Here is a 16069-nt window from a genome sequence, read left to right as displayed (position 1 = left end):
CAACTATAAGTGATAGAACTAGCCTTGGTACTTACCAAAAGATTGTTTTAATTTATAGAAAGTAGCTTGTGCGTAATCATCTGGATTACCGTACATATTCTGGTTATAGACACCGGCTTTAAAGTACATATATCTGCCACCTTCGTCATAGCCACTGTCACTCATATCTACGACTTGAACAACATCATCTTTACCATCACGTTTTACCGTAACTGTCATTGTGTTGCCTTTCACATCAATGATGTAGCTGAATTTTTCACCTAGCGCGATGCCATCGTCACCGATTTCACCAGTCATATCACCCACTAAGCTGTAGTAATCCTCTGTTCCAGTTTTGGTTTTTTCGTGAGCAAAGTAAACTGTACCTGTTGGTTGGTCTGGTAGCTTACGATAATAAAGACGAATTGGCTCATCATCTTTGTCATGAATCTGGCCGATAATAAAGCGGCCAACTTCATGCGACTGACCAGTTGTGGTTGCATGGTCAATCTTCAGAGTAGCTTCAAGCGTACCGTCTACACCACCCGCTTCTTTTTGATCTTCAACTGGTGCAGAACTGAATACCCAGTTATTAGGATTTACACCTTTTGTGCTGTAAGACTTATCACCAGCACGAAGCATGGTACGTAACTCAGTTCGCGCGTATTTAGTGTTTTCAGAAGTTCGAGCGCCTTTCACATAGCTCTTGAATACCATTCCGCCATCATCTGCTGTGTAGAATATATCAGAGTGTTGGAAGCCGTTAGCCAAGTCCCACTCATCAATATCATCAGCACGACCATCTTTGTCATGGTCGAAAGGTGTCGTCAGTTTCCAACGTGTTAAGTCAAAGTTTTCACCCGGAGCATTTGTAGCGAGTGGCTCTTTCGGTAACGTAGGGTAAGGCATCGCTTTAGAAAGATCACACGTCACAGTCGTTTCACAAGGACGGACGATTGGTGCTCCAAAGTCGCCTTTACGATTCTTTTTGAGTAAATCCTTTTGTGCCTTTTGCTCCGCTTTCATTTGCGCAATCATAGCCGCTTCAGCGTTAACGACGTCATCAGTAATGATGTGACTTGCCGGACAGGCATTAATTCCGCAATTAACTGCCGCTAACTCAGTAACTGAGTTCCATTGGTTTTTGCTATTACCGTGGCCAACGTAACGAACATAGCGTGCTTTTACTGCAGGCTCAAACTGGAAGCGCTCTAAGCCAAGTGCGCGACCAGAGCTTTGCGCACCCTCAATAACCGTCACCCAGTTTTCACCATCAGTACTAAACTGAACATCAAATTTGCTGACGCGTTCGTTACCTTTGCTGAACGAGGCTTGAATTGCGTCGAACTCATAAACCGAGCCGTAATCCAACATCGCCCACTCACCATCACCATTTGCTGACCAACGTGTCATAATATCTTGGTCAAACAACTGCTCTGGAACATTACCATCATGACTACTCGCCGTTATCGTAACGGGAGTCAGAATATCAGCACCAGTTTCTTGGTTGTTTGGAAATGGATCTACCATGGTCGCCGTACTATTACAGCCCACAGCAAGTAAAATAGAAGAAGCTAACAAGCTTTTGAAGAAAATATGCTTCATGTAATCTAACACCTACAATATAAAAATGAATTAACAGCTCTTTTGCTGTAACAACAATTAGGCAATAACACTCGGGTTAAAAGCTGTATTTAAGGCCAAGGCGTGTTCTCAATTGGCGGTCATCCGTGGTTGAACCATCCTTACCTTTGACATTCCACAATTCAAAGTAAGGACGGAAATCTCCCATTTGGTAACCAACAATTAAGCCAGCATCCCACTCAGAATCTTTCCAATCAGATAAACGCACTTCGTCATAGTTTTTGTTGTAGTTGATCTCATAGCTCAGCTTGACGTTATCAAGGTACTCGTTATCAAACTGACGCATATCGTAAGAGCCTGTCAGTGTCCACTTACCTTGTTCAACTGTTTTCCCAGCAACGCTTACCGAAGTACCATCCGTTAGTGTTTTGTTACCTGCACCATCTGAATAAACTTGAAATTCGTGTCGGTAACGTAAAGCGGTACTTAAGCCAAAAGAGGATTTGTAACCAACACGAACTTGTGGTTTATAAGTGGTTTTTTCGTCATCATCACCAAAAGTAATAGGCATCCCTGGTTGGATAAACCATTGTTTATTTATTTGGTAGCGAACTCCCCAATCAAACTCAGAATCACCAGCAACGAGTTGATCCCAAAAATGCGAGTTGTCGTAACTATGGAATTTTTGTTCTACACCAAAGTTCAGTTTGGTCTGATCGTTAATTTTAGAACTACCACTAATTTTGATACGTTGGGCATAAGTTTCACTCTCATGCTTATATTCTGCGCGATAGTCTAAAGTTGCTGCGGAAACCGCTCCCGCCATTAATGTGGAAGCAACGAATAGGGACATTGTTGTAACTGCTTTCATGATTATATCTCTCTGTATATATTTTTTGGGATACCACTTAAATCCCTGGATTTGATTCAACACTATTGAATTAATGTATGACAAATACTAGTTAATTCATCATGAGAGTTCTGTGATATTAATCATGTAAGTGCCCCTCAACTGACAATTTGTATTATTATATATTCAAAAGTGTTAGCTATGTCTGATTCTAAAACGACCTTTGTAGACATCACTTACAGAGAAATGTTTTAACTCGTTTCATATGATAAAGAAGAAGATTAAAAAAATATAAACAACAATAATTTCAATGGCTTAAAATCAAAAATCTTGATGTAAAATCAAATTTCTTTCCTAAATCACCTTTAGTTTTTGCTGTTCCTCTATAAAGAAAGCTGTCAACCTCATAAAGGTTCAGCTCTTATTGATGTTGATATTCAACTATTTTGTGTGACTTATTCATCACTTCAGTGAGCAATCATTGTATCTAGTGTGAGTCGGATCATTCTATTGATAAAACCATCTAGATGACAGAAATTATTTGTCTAACAATATTACATAAATAAAAACACATAGAAGTGAGTACCTACCATGCAAGTAACAAAAATTGCAGCAGCAATTGCTATTTCCACAGGTTTGTTAACCGGATGTAACACTGATTTAAGGGATGCACCATCGGCTCCCCCACCAACAGAAACTGAGTCTGAGTTGAGCCAAGGTATGTGGGATATTTCAACACCAGCCACTGTGGCGAAATCCGATGATGAGCACGACCTGCCAAACGTCTATGTCTTTGAAGACGGTACGCAAAAGTATTATAACGATGATGATAACTTCGGTACTTACACAATCTACACTTCAACTTATACCGAAGATAAAGATACAGAGACGCTTACATTCAACCTTTATGACGAGAGCGATCTAGGTAACCCTACCGAGTTAACAGGGACTTATGAAGTTTCAAACGGCATGTTAACCATCTCAGGAACAAATGACGGAAACTTCACCGGTAACGATGAATCAGAAAACGATGCGGTGAAAGATGCAGTTGCAGCGGCAAATAATGACGCTGGCGATAACAACGTCGTACAAATTTTGGATACCAATAAAGGTGGAACAGAAGAAGACACCGGTGAGTTACGAATCAAGCTGTCTGATTCAACGAGTGTTTCAGAAATTTCAACAGGCCGACTAACTGTAGATCTAACTTACCAGCATCATGAAGAAACAGAACAGGAAGCCGACGGTTCTGGTGACAATGCTTACATCTCATTTTATGCAGCAAAAACCTCGAATTCCAACTTGCATGGCGAAGTGGCATTTGAAAACGGCAAAATCAAATACCGCGATGCAAGTGGAAACTTGACGGAAACAGGCGACACGTTTGAGTTAGGTGAAAACCTCGCGATAGAAGTCAGTTGGATAGAAAACTTCTTCTCTTTTTCGGTTAACGGTAAACAAATAGGTGAAATGTTACCTGTCGCTGATGGCACCGCTGTAACCTATGTATCACTGAGACTAGGTGATAATGGCAACACTACAAACTTTGAATTAAATGCAGACAACTTGAAGATTTACTCTAGTGATTCTGGCTCTGAAGTGTTGGTTCTAGAAGAGGATTTTGACAACTACATTCCAGGCTTAGACCTCGCGACAATTTACAACAGTGCATCAAGCGAAGCGGTTGTCATTTCAGACGGAAGTTCTAATCCTGATAAACCGTCAGAAGACGTGAGTGAAAACTTTGACTCATACCCAGTAGGAACAAATATCAGTTCAGCAAACTCTAGTTGGAAAGAATACAATACGGTTGCTGATGACTCCTCCACCTTGACGTCCGTGGCTGTAGTAAGTGATGACGTATCAAAGAGCGGCGCTAACTCTCTGCTAATATCCGACACAGATACGACCAACAAACCATACGTTACGCGCGAGTTTTCAAACGGAGCAACATCAAACGGTAGCGTGTCATTCGATGTTTACATTCCGTCAGACAACGAAAAAACTACATACATTAATGTTGGCTCAGGTAAAAACAACTCAGATCGTTACTACGAATTGAGAATTTCGGGCAGTGGTAAAGTTGAAGCCGAAGCAGGATCAGATGACGTAGAAATAGGCACTATTACGACTGACGCTTGGAACTCAATGTCCCTAGCTTGGGATGGTGATGAGATTAACGTTTCTATTAATGGAAAAACGGTTGATGCGCCAAGCCAGTCCGAAACAGGCTTAGACGCAACGAATACACCATCACAGCTAACTATTTACGTAGGGGACACAAGTGGTGCTTCAACAAAAGCATATTTCGATAACATCGATTCAAAGCAACTCTAGTGTTATTTTGTAGCACTTGATACTAGGCCAGGCTTTCGAGCCTGGCTTTATTTTTTTACCTCTTCAGAAGAACAAAATTCAACACAATACTCTAAATTCAAGCCAGTCCCAGTGATTGCTTGCTCTATCTTGTTTCTTACCTTTTAAAGAATTCCACTGAAAACAAAAGCCTCATCAAATCGATGAGGCTTAAGTAGAAATCGAGTAGCTCTTAGTTTTCTATTAGTTTCAATTTTGATTTAGCTTGAGCTTAGAAAATGTCACGCTGTTATAGTCACCGTTTTTCTTGTCGACTGTAAAATCACCGGTGCCCGCACATCCTGTACCCCACACAGGGTGAGACTCACTGACGCTACATTGACCATAAGCTCCTGCTTTAAAATAGAACATGTCTTCTGCGTAGCCATGCTCAAAGTCCTTACTATCAATCCCCTTACTGAGATCTATGGAATAAGTCACTGTCTCGTGGCGTTCTGTTTCAAACGTCAAGTTCATCATAGTTCCTTGAACTTCTATCTTGTAGCTGAACTCTTCACCAAGAGCGATACCTGCTTGGCCTGGTTCTTCAAGGTTATCCCAAGTATTTCCCCATACTGGATATGCAATATCAATACGATTTGGATCTTCCTTCGCTAGGTTACGCTCGTAGTTCCAAAATACAGAGCCCATTTTGTGTTCTGGGAATTTTTTATAGAAGATTTTAATGGGTTCATTTCCATGTCCATAACCTTTACCCTCTTTTATTCTTGCATCAATTTTTTTCGCGTGGATTTGACCGACAACAACAGAATGAGCAGGCCCTTTTTCTGGAAATTTGGCGTGTTCAGAAACATGGTTCACTTTCAAGGTCGCTTCCAACGTTCCACCTACGCGACTGTGTTTAGCAGCCTGAGGGTGGCTCGATAAAGCCCAATGGTTTGCTAAATCATCGGTTTGAATAGAAAAGTCAGCGCCACGAGGCATTTCACGTAGTTCAGAGCGTGCATTCTTTGAGTTTTTTGTCGTTACCGCTTTATTCTGCACTTCAAATACCAAGTTGCCTTCTTCGTTCAAGAAGAAGAAGTCTTTGTGTGAATAACTCAGCATCGCCACACCCTCGATTTCGTCCACTTTTCCGTCTTCATTGATATCGGAAGGAATAGTGATCTTCCAGTTTCGCATATCAAATTTATCGGCAGGGACTGGATAATCAACGCCATTATTTAAATCAGAAGCGATAGCAAGAGTTGGTAAGGTAACAGCCATTGCGGCTACGAGTAGATTGAGTTTCATGTTTAAACCTTATTATATGTAATATTGTCATACATATAATAAGGTTTGCAAAGGAATGATTCGAGGAAAGAAGTTATGATGTGCTCTATTGATCACAATTTATAAACTCGATAAACCCCAAAATGATAAGCTAGACATACTCCTCTTTAGTCCATAGCATCTACAATATTTTCGACCTAATCCAATAGTCATAGGATCAATCGTACATTAGCTTGTCTGCCTTATTAATATCGAAATCTTTCAGAGACTTACGTGCTAAATGCCTAAATGGCCATGCCTTAACAATTTCTTCAAACGGCATGATTGCAAACACCCAAAATACTGAAAGATCCAAGTATAAAATCATCAAAGCACATAACGGTATTGAGATTACCCACTGACCGGTAAAGTTAATCTTAAACACCTCCGTTGTTTTACCTAACGCTCTCAAAATATGACCATGAACGGTGTTATAGCCACGTACTATCGGTAGCAGTATGTAAAGTGGAGCAATCGCGGATAACGCTTTGTAAGTACTCGGGTCTAAGTCGGGATACAAATCAGGAAGCACGAAACTAAGTGCAAAAAAGAAAAATGCTGAAACGAACGAGATCATCACGGCCATATCAATACTAATATCGACATTGTTACGCAGCTCATCCATTTTTCTTGATCCAATTGCTTGGCTAATCGTGATTGCCGATGAATGCGCCCAAGCAGTAATGAACTGAGTACCCGCTTTGATCCAAGGCATCACGATAGTCATAGCGACATAAGCATTTAAGGTCAGTTGCGAGTACAGCAACATGTATATCGTTGCGCCAGTTTGTAACATTGTGACGTTCGCCGCGACGGGGAAAATCTCTTTAAAATGCTTATGTATATTGCTTTTCAATGACGCATCAAGCTTCTTAATAGACAAGATGATAGAATCATCAAGCTTAATGCACATGGTTAAATATAACAGCCGAATACTAATAGCAACCAAACTACCCGCCGCGGCGCCTTGAACGCCAATACCTTCAAAATTAGTCAGGCCGTGAATCAGAACATAAGACATCGCCACGTTGACTGGCAATTCAATCAAATAGCCTTTAAATGGAACTTTGGTCCGTCCAAGCGCATTGAACACCGCAATCATAACCTGAGTAATGGCATTGAATATGACGATGAACTTAGCAATTGCAAGGTAGCATTTTGTCTCCGCATAGAGATCAACGTTATCCGTCAACTTACTGATTAACGCTTCATCAAAGACAGTAATCAACAGCCAGAATAAGGATGCGACTAGAACGTTGATAACTAAAGCTGCCCAGAAACCTTTATTTAACGATAGATAATGACCAGAGCCTACGGCACGGCTAAGTACCAATTGAGACCCATTTGCTAGAGCCATTTGGATACCTAAAACAAAAGAAACTATTGTTGTAGCAATCCCCATAGCAGCAAGTGAAACTTCACCTAATGGCGTAACAAGCAGCGTATCAATCATAAGCATTGATTGCATCAACAAAGCATTAAGAGCAAGCGGCCAAGCAAGAGATAAGTTTTTCTTTATATATGGTTGGGAAAACATTAGTAAACCTTTGTAATGAGGTTAAACGTTTAAACTAAAGAGCCCTGTCATTAGGCAAAGTTCATGACAAAAAGAAACGACAGAAAACTCTTTTTAGTCAATAAAAATGTACGCAAGATCTTAACTATTCACGGCGTCGGAAAGCCTCTGATTCTCATCATTTAACAGCGTTTGAGAGGCTAAACGAGCTTGAAATGAGTTTCCGACCATAATTGCATCATAAATTGCACGGTGCTCATTAAGGCAGAACCTCCCTCCTTCAACTGACTTGTCAATAAACACCTTAAATATGGTCGAAAGTATATTGCTGAAGGGAACGTAGAATTGATTATCGGTACAAAGGAATATCGTTTGATGAAACAAATGATCGTTAGCAATCCACTCATCATAATCGTGACATCGTGCTGCCATCGTCATTCTTTGAAATACAATTGACAACAGCTTTCTTTGCTCAGCATTGGCATTTTGGGCTGCCAGCGCACACGCCTCTGGTTCTATGGCTTTACGCAATCCTAAAAACTGAGATAGAAACGGCTTAGTATCTTCTAAATCTTGGATCCACTCTAAGAGTTGAGGATCAAGAAAATGCCAATAGTTTCTTGGTAGTACCGTAGTTCCAACTTTTGGTTTAGAGATAATTAAGCCTTTAGCAGACAGCAACTTCGTCGACTCTCGTAGTGCTGTCCGACTAACACCAAACAACTTACACAGTTCTATTTCACTCGGGAGCTTCTCATTTTGACTTAATTCTCCTGACAATATTTTGCGAGAAATCTGTCTTGCTACTTGTACATGTATCTTGTGATTTGAATTCCCGAGAAGTGAAAACTCTGCCATCTATATTCCTCATTGCCAGCAGCCTAAACGACTTGTTTAGCTAATAATTAAGAAAAGGCCAAATGAAACACGCTTTGAAGGCGGAGACTTTCTGTGTAAATGTAAAGCACTGTTATTTAGCGTCTAAAATCTAACGATCTTATGAATATGATTTTTACTCGCGAGGTATATTGGCCAAACTCAATATTGAATGGTCGAGTAGTAACATCATGCACACCGATCTTTAGTATATAATAATACAATATCACTTTATTTAACAAGAAACCTGATCTTCTATTCAAATTGTGTGCTGTGTATTGAAAATCAGTGAGTACAATAAGTAGGCGCGACTAGAGTTAACTAACATATTGAGCTAACAAATAAATAAGGAATGATGTAAGAATCGGTGGCCTCATCTGTTATACGCTAAGTATCATAATCATGAAGGCTTCATAAAGCAGTCGGAGATTCAAAATGGATTTGTGAAGACAGCTGTTATTACGTAAACATCTTCTTGGTGAGCTACACTTTGGATGATATAGTCCAAGCTTAAATAATACAATTTTAACGATAAGTGATTTTATGTCTGGTGAATTTCATTCTATCTCCGGTTCCAAGCGCAGCTTACATGTACAAGTAGCTCGCGAAATTGCTCGTAGCATTTTGTCAGGCAAGATCCCTCAAGGGTCCATTCTTCCAGGAGAAATGTCCCTGTGTGAACAGTTTGGTATCAGTCGCACAGCTTTGCGTGAAGCCGTAAAACTTTTAACATCAAAAGGTTTACTCGAGTCACGTCCAAAAGTTGGTACTCGAGTCATCAACCGAGCGTACTGGAACTTTTTAGACCCACAATTAATTGAATGGATGGACGGTCTAACAGAGATAGATCAGTTCTGTCATCAATTTTTGGGGTTACGACGCGCGATAGAGCCTGAAGCTTGTGCACTCGCAGCGAAAAATGCCACTGCGGAACAGCGAATTCAGCTATCAGAAGCATTCCAAGATATGTTGGAAGTCGCTAAAGCAGACGAACTGGACAAAGCGCGCTGGATGGATGTAGATATTCGTTTCCATAGCATTATTTTTAACTCAACCGGAAACGACTTTTTCTTACCGTTTGGGCATGTTCTGACTACAATGTTCATTAACTTTATTGCTCACTCATCTGAGGAAGGCAATACGTGCATCGAAGAACATCGTGAGATTTATGAAGCAATAATGGCAGGCAATGCTGAAAAAGCACGTCAAGCTTCGGCTAACCACTTGTTGGAGTCAAAACATCGCTTACCCGAAGCCAGTTAAGCTTAGGGCTTGGGCGATCTAATAACTAGGCAAAAGCACGCATCTCGCGTGCTTTTTTAATTTCGTTTCCTCCAATTCTTTATGGCACACCATCAATATTTTGATATATAGTAATACAAATGTATTTTGAGAATGTTGTGTTATGACCGACTCGCTACTGCCAAATATCATACAGTTTATCAGCCAGATTGATCCGTTTGACAAGGTACCTAAAGGTGCACTTCGCGAGCTTGCTTCATCTGTTAAGATCACTTATTTAAGCAAGGGGGATGTTGTTGATCAATGTTCTTCTAAGAACGAAAAGTCACTTTATATTATTAGAACTGGCTCTATCGAACAGCGTAAATCTGATGGCATATTGAGAGCTAAACTTGGTCCGGAAGATTTGTTTGGCTTCACTTTTCTTGGTAACGAAGTCGAAAGCGGAAAAGAATACAAAGCAATTGCAATCGAAAATTCATTAGTTTATGTAATTCCAAATGCTGCGCTGAAAAAGTTGTGCACTTCTCATCCTGAATGTGCTGAACATTTTGCATCACAAGCTCAGGTACGGCTAAAGTCAGCATTAGATGTCGTGTGGTCTAACAAAGAAAAAGGGTTGTTTATTCGGCGTGTAGAGGAAGTTGCTAGTGGTCGAGTTGCAATTGTAACCGCTGAGCAATCCATTCAGTCAGTCGCCAACGAGATGATCGATAAGTGCTCTCCCTGCGCTGTCGTTTATCGTGATAATAAAATAGTTGGACTGATTACCGACCGAGATATGACAAAGCGAGTCATCGCCAAAGGATTAAGCATCTCAACACCAGTCGTCGAAGTCATGTCGCCTGATCCTAAAACAATTCATCCTGACGATTTAGTTCTGCACGCAGCCTCCATTATGATGCAGCACAACATAAGAAATTTACCCCTAGTCAGAGACAATAACGTCGTTGGCGTTTTGACAACAACGCACTTGGTTCAAAACCATCGAGTCCAAGCAATATTTTTAATTGAAAAGATCAAATATGCTGGCAGTGTCAAAGCGTTGTCTAGTTTTACGTCTGAGCGCCAAGCTATTTTTGAAGCATTAGTCGAAGGACGGGTTTCACCAGAAATCATTGGTAAAGTGATGACCATGATTATGGATGCGTACACTCGTAGGTTAATACAAATAGCCATTGATAAGTTGGGAACACCTCCCTGTGACTTCTCTTGGATTGTGGCAGGCTCTCATGCTCGCCAAGAAGTACATATGCTGTCAGATCAAGATAGCGCCATCGTATTAGATGATTCGGCAACAGATAACGACCGTATCTACTTCAAACATTTAGCAATGATAGTAAGTAATGGCCTGAATAAATGTAACTATCCATTGTGTCCAGGGAAGTTTATGGCAGCGACCCCTAAATGGTGCCAGCCTCTCTCTGTTTGGAAAAAGTACTATAAGAAATGGGTGGCAAATCCTGAATACGAGCGCCTCCTCAATATCAGTGTCTTTTTAGAAATCCGAACCGTTTATGGAAACAAAGACTTTGAACAGATACTTCGCGATGAGCTTCACTCTAACATCAACGCTAATAGAGAATTCCTTACGATGTTAGTTAACGATGCGGTGAAAACAAACCCACCGCTAGGAATATTCAATAGCCTAGTATTACAAAAATCGGGAGAGAACAAGAAAACGCTCGACGTAAAAAAATACGCGATTAATCTAATCATTGATCTTGCAAGGATTTATGGTCTTGCAGTTGAATGTGACCTCACTGCAACTGATGAGCGTTTTAAAGCAGCCAACGAAAAAGGGCTGCTCAGCCATGACGCGTACAAAAATATAATAAACGCATATCAATTCATCTTGTCGTTTCGATTTGCCCATCAATTAGAAGCACTAAAAAGTGGAGATGAGCCAAATAACCACATTGACCCCAATACGTTCGGTAGTTTTGAACGTCAACATTTAAAAGACGCGTTCCGCATCATTGCAGATCTACAAGAAGTCGCCAAACTCCGTTTTGGGAGCCGATAATGAAGCGCTTACTTGAGTACTTTCATCCATTGACACGAAAAAATCGTCAGAGACAAAAGCACTGTAAAAAGAAGCACATCCCTCTTTATCTTAAAAAGCTGCTTCGCTCGCCAAATCTGGACGTAAATCAACGAGCTTTTGACACTGAGTTCATCGTTCTAGATCTTGAAACAACTGGCTTAGACAGTGAGGACGAAGTCATTCTTTCCATGGGCTGGGTAGAGATTCGACAAGGCCATATTGACTTAGCAACAAGCCAACACCTTTATGTACATAGCGACTCAAAAATTAAGCCCGAAACCATAGTTGTTAACCATATTACCCAACAAATGCTGACTGATGGAATCTCTATTCATGAAGCAATGCGGACATTCTTTAAAGCAGCAGAAAACAAAGTTATTGTTGCGCACGGATGTATAGTCGAAACTAGCTTTATTAATCAATATTTACAGCGAGTTTTCAACATAAAAGAGTTGCCGCTCATTTGGATAGACACCTTGCGAATAGAAAAAAGGTTACAAAGAGCTATCAATGCTTCCGATGAATCAGATGTGACTCTAGCAGCGACAAGGGAACGTTACGGGTTACCCGCTTACAACGGCCATAATGCACTTGCAGATGCAATTGCAACTGCAGAGTTACTATTAGTTCAACAAACCCGTATCGCACCTCAGACAAAAGCGACAGTCGGGCCCCTTTATCGGCTTAGCCTGTAATCATCCAGATCACAGGCCTATTTGCTAAACATGTTCTCTGTCACAATTTGGTATCATCAGCATTTATCTTAATTAATAATACAATATCATAAATGGGGCGACGTTAGCAAAATGCAACGAATAGCCATTGTCACTTGCCAACATCAGAGCGAGTGTAAACTGATTAGTTGCTCCATATCATAACTACATTTTAGAGAGCTTAGCATTGCATGTGCGCAATGATTGTCGAAGATCTAGCAGCGTTACATAAACAACCGAATTCAGGTGATGTCCCCTCGAACGTCATCTGCAGTGGTTAGTAATCATGTAAAGCCGCTGTTGCGAACTTCAGCCGACAGCTCGCGGTACTGGTACCGTTTGGCCCATGCAGTACAGGCTTGCATGGGCTTTTTTTTAACAATCCTACATCAATCGATGTTATATCCCTCTGCCAGATATGCATAAATCCGCGTCCATTCTTATTAGAGGACTTAAGATTCTTTATAAGTATATTCATAGAACCCATGCCTAAACTCGACACTTTTAGCAGCTTCAGAGAAAAGCAATATCTGACACCGATCACTTGTATGATTAATTAAAGGGTTTATTACGCCTTACTGGTCACGATTTTGAATTATTGTACTACAAATAAGGGGAGCGAACGTTACTATTACTTAGGACAATAAACTACTTCAAAGGTCTAAAGATGGAACTCAATACTCTCATTGTGGGCATCTATTTTCTATTCTTAATCGCAATAGGTTGGATGTTCAGAACTTTTACTAGTACTACAAGCGACTACTTCCGAGGTGGCGGCAACATGCTTTGGTGGATGGTTGGAGCAACGGCGTTTATGACTCAATTCTCTGCTTGGACATTTACTGGCGCCGCTGGTAAAGCCTACAATGATGGTTTTGCTGTCGCTATTATTTTCCTTGCAAACGCGTTTGGTTACTTCATGAACTTCGCTTACTTTGCACCGAAATTTCGTCAGTTACGCGTCGTAACTGTCATAGAAGCCATTCGTATGCGTTTTGGTACAACAAACGAACAAGTATTTACTTGGTCTTCGATGCCAAACAGTGTTGTCTCTGCAGGTGTATGGCTTAACGCCCTTGCTATTATAGCTTCAGGTATTTTTGGTTTTGATATGACAGCAACCATCTGGATTACCGGTTTAGTTGTACTTGCGATGTCGGTAACTGGCGGCTCTTGGGCGGTTATCGCCTCCGATTTCATGCAAATGGTCATCATCATGGCGGTAACAATCACATGTGCAGCCGTTGCTATTGTTCAAGGTGGTGGCGTTACTGAAATTATCTCTAACTTCCCAGTCGCAGAAAGTGGGAGCTTTGTTGCAGGTAACAACCTGAACTACTTAAGCATCTTTAGTATTTGGGCGTTCTTTATCTTCGTTAAGCAGTTCTCTATTACAAACAATATGTTGAACTCTTACCGTTACCTAGCTGCAAAAGACTCTAAAAATGCAAAAAAAGCAGCTTTGCTAGCATGTGTATTGATGCTGGGTGGAGTTTTCATTTGGTTCATGCCTTCTTGGTATATTGCAGGCCAAGGTGTTGATTTAGCGGCAGCTTATCCAGATGCTGGTAACAAAGCAGGCGACTTCGCGTACCTATACTTCGTTCAAGAATACATGCCAGCAGGTATGGTTGGACTTCTGGTCGCTGCAATGTTTGCTGCTACGATGTCCTCTATGGACTCTGGTCTTAACCGCAACTCAGGTATTTTCGTAAAGAACTTTTATGAACCGATCGTTCGTAAAGGCCAAGCATCAGAGAAAGAGCTAGTCGCAGTTTCTAAAGCAACATCGGCGGTATTTGGCGTTGCAATTATTCTAATCGCGCAGTTTATAAACTCTCTAAAAGGTCTGAGTCTATTCGACACTATGATGTACGTTGGTGCGCTCATCGGATTCCCAATGACAATTCCAGCGTTTTTAGGCTTCTTTATCAAGAAAACTCCAGACTGGGCAGGTTGGGGAACTCTAGTCGTGGGTGGCATCGTTTCCTACCTTGTTGGGTTTGTTATCACAGCTGATATGGTGTCATCGGCGTTTGGCCTTGAGGAGTTGACTAGCCGAGAATGGTCTGATGTGAAAGTAGCAATAGGTCTAATCGGACACATGACGCTAACTGGTGGCTTCTTCATGTTGTCGACTCTATTCTACAAGCCTCTAACTGACAAACGTCAAGCAGATGTCGATAAGTTCTTTGAAAACCTATCAACGCCTCTTGTAGCGGAATCAGTGGCACAGAGAAAACTCGATAACAAGCAACGTCAAATGCTGGGTAAACTTATCGCGGTCGCAGGTATAGGTGTCATGTTTATGGCTCTGCTACCTAACCCAGTATGGGGGCGCTTAGTGTTTATTCTATGTGGTGCCATCGTCGGAGGTGTTGGTCTACTACTTGTAAAAGCTGTGGATTCAAGCGCTGAACAAGCCTCTGAACCTGTGACAGAAAGTTAAATCTCTTATTCTAATAAACGCGGCTATTCTTTGGCCGCGTTTTTTAATTCTAAGTTCCCAGTACGAACACTTCACCCTTTTACGAAGACATATCATCTTGTCTAGGGTTATCGAATTGCAGCTTTATTTTGTCATTCGATAAGGCTAAACCAGAACGTGATAATCTGATCGAGTTAAAAGTGCAGCCTACCTTGCTTAAGTAAACGCCCCAAAGCCATCCAAATACCTGATGAAGTAAAGATCTCGGCTCGTATACTTTGTTGCCGCTTCGTGATTTAGACTGGCTAGTCCTTTACACCACTACCTAGTCTACAAGCCAAACTATTCCCGCTGAACAAACCATCTCGGGATTACTTAGGTACACTATTTTCTCTTTTTGCAGATGGCACAACAACCGCTACCAATAAAGCTAACAGCAGGAACACAGGGCTAAGCATTAATCCATGCCAGATTGAATACCCATCATGGAACAGCCAGAATATACCAAGCGTCAGTAGGTACGAAAAGTAGCTGCAAAACACCAAGCTAATCGCGACAAAGCGCTTTTGATTAATAATAAGAATCCGCACTAGATACTGGCTAAGAATACCAGAGCAGCGCATGGCAAGTTGCCAATTAATGATAAAGAAAGCAAGCGCAATAAACCCAGCTACGACCAGTGCATCATGCGTGCTTAAAATGAAGTAGCTACCAAATCGGCTTATGATGACCGGATAATCGCCTTCGTATATCGTTGACCAAGATATTGCGTTCGCTGCTGCTACGTAATTGGCAAAATAAGCAATGGCGTAGAAAGTCGTTTGAGAACTGAACGGCTGAAATACATCCGTACAAAATTCTCGCCACTCTTCTTTGTTGGTGGTAGGCCCAACCCAGTCACGTTTTTTTTGAGCGGTACGCCCGGCAAACGCAGGCCCGTAGCGAAACAACAGCCAAAATATATAGAGTGCAAGTATAACCAAGAGTATTGAAAACATACCCTTCCCCCTCATAAATTATCGGCGCCACTGCCAATGGCGTTGGGGTCGTAAACTGCACTTCCCTGCTATACCTATTTGATTTATCAAAGACTTATTATTTTATTACCACCAAAATTCATTTAATGGCATGCTAAACAGCGATATTTTCACGCTTTGTGCGTGAAGTTCGAAAGCCTACTTTTAGGTTTAGCACAAAAATAGCTACA

The 16069-nt window shown here is 41.1% G+C and carries 11 protein-coding genes; 5 read left to right on the top strand and 6 right to left on the bottom strand.

The features are described from left to right. Positions 1-18 precede the first annotated feature (18 nt). On the bottom strand, positions 19-1584 hold the full coding sequence (locus IJ23_RS18000) for a polysaccharide lyase family 7 protein (protein WP_017821221.1): 1566 nt from the start codon (positions 1582-1584) through the stop codon (positions 19-21). Positions 1585-1660: 76 nt separating this feature from the next. Next, positions 1661-2434 carry an oligogalacturonate-specific porin KdgM family protein gene (locus IJ23_RS17995; RefSeq protein WP_017634227.1) on the bottom strand — a complete coding sequence of 258 codons (774 nt, stop codon included), beginning with the start codon at positions 2432-2434 and terminating at the stop codon, positions 1661-1663. A gap of 570 nt (positions 2435-3004) precedes the next feature. Here IJ23_RS17995 and IJ23_RS17990 point away from each other — a divergent pair. Continuing rightward, on the top strand, positions 3005-4750 hold the full coding sequence (locus IJ23_RS17990) for a hypothetical protein (protein ID WP_033906977.1): 1746 nt from the start codon (positions 3005-3007) through the stop codon (positions 4748-4750). Positions 4751-4978: 228 nt separating this feature from the next. Here the strand turns inward: IJ23_RS17990 and IJ23_RS17985 are convergent, their stop codons facing one another. The 3 genes from IJ23_RS17985 to IJ23_RS17975 form a co-directional block, all read right to left on the bottom strand. Further along, on the bottom strand, positions 4979-6022 hold the full coding sequence (locus IJ23_RS17985; protein WP_033906976.1) for a polysaccharide lyase family 7 protein: 1044 nt from the start codon (positions 6020-6022) through the stop codon (positions 4979-4981). Between the two features lie 196 nt (positions 6023-6218). Then, entirely contained in the window at positions 6219-7508 is a 1290-nt protein-coding gene (locus IJ23_RS17980) for an MATE family efflux transporter (protein WP_025998585.1), read from the bottom strand. 189 nt (positions 7509-7697) lie between these two features. Further along, positions 7698-8414 carry a FadR/GntR family transcriptional regulator gene (locus tag IJ23_RS17975; protein ID WP_017634231.1) on the bottom strand — a complete coding sequence of 239 codons (717 nt, stop codon included), beginning with the start codon at positions 8412-8414 and terminating at the stop codon, positions 7698-7700. A gap of 561 nt (positions 8415-8975) precedes the next feature. Between IJ23_RS17975 and IJ23_RS17970 the strand changes: the two genes are divergently transcribed. The 4 genes from IJ23_RS17970 to IJ23_RS17955 all read left to right on the top strand — a co-directional run bounded on the left by IJ23_RS17970 (position 8976) and on the right by IJ23_RS17955 (position 14883). Continuing rightward, on the top strand, positions 8976-9695 hold the full coding sequence (locus tag IJ23_RS17970) for a FadR/GntR family transcriptional regulator (RefSeq protein WP_005388529.1): 720 nt from the start codon (positions 8976-8978) through the stop codon (positions 9693-9695). Between the two features lie 142 nt (positions 9696-9837). After that, on the top strand, positions 9838-11700 hold the full coding sequence (locus IJ23_RS17965) for a putative nucleotidyltransferase substrate binding domain-containing protein (RefSeq protein ID WP_033906975.1): 1863 nt from the start codon (positions 9838-9840) through the stop codon (positions 11698-11700). Next, on the top strand, positions 11700-12416 hold the full coding sequence (locus tag IJ23_RS17960) for a 3'-5' exonuclease (RefSeq protein ID WP_033906974.1): 717 nt from the start codon (positions 11700-11702) through the stop codon (positions 12414-12416). The genes IJ23_RS17965 and IJ23_RS17960 overlap by 1 nt, the downstream gene beginning before the upstream one ends. Positions 12417-13101: 685 nt before the next feature. Continuing rightward, positions 13102-14883: a sodium:solute symporter family transporter gene (locus IJ23_RS17955; RefSeq protein WP_031781211.1), complete on the top strand. Its 1782-nt coding sequence runs from the start codon at positions 13102-13104 to the stop codon at positions 14881-14883. Between the two features lie 350 nt (positions 14884-15233). Here IJ23_RS17955 and IJ23_RS17950 read toward each other — a convergent pair whose 3' ends face one another. Beyond that, positions 15234-15860, bottom strand: a complete 627-nt coding sequence (locus IJ23_RS17950; RefSeq protein WP_033906971.1) for a hypothetical protein — start codon at positions 15858-15860, stop codon at positions 15234-15236. Between the last annotated feature and the right edge of the window lie 209 nt (positions 15861-16069).

This window comes from Vibrio sp. OY15, assembly GCF_000742455.1.
Classification (GTDB): domain Bacteria; phylum Pseudomonadota; class Gammaproteobacteria; order Enterobacterales; family Vibrionaceae; genus Vibrio; species Vibrio alginolyticus.
The sequence above is the reverse complement of the archived record's forward strand: the minus strand, read 5'-3'. Positions and strand labels throughout refer to the sequence as shown.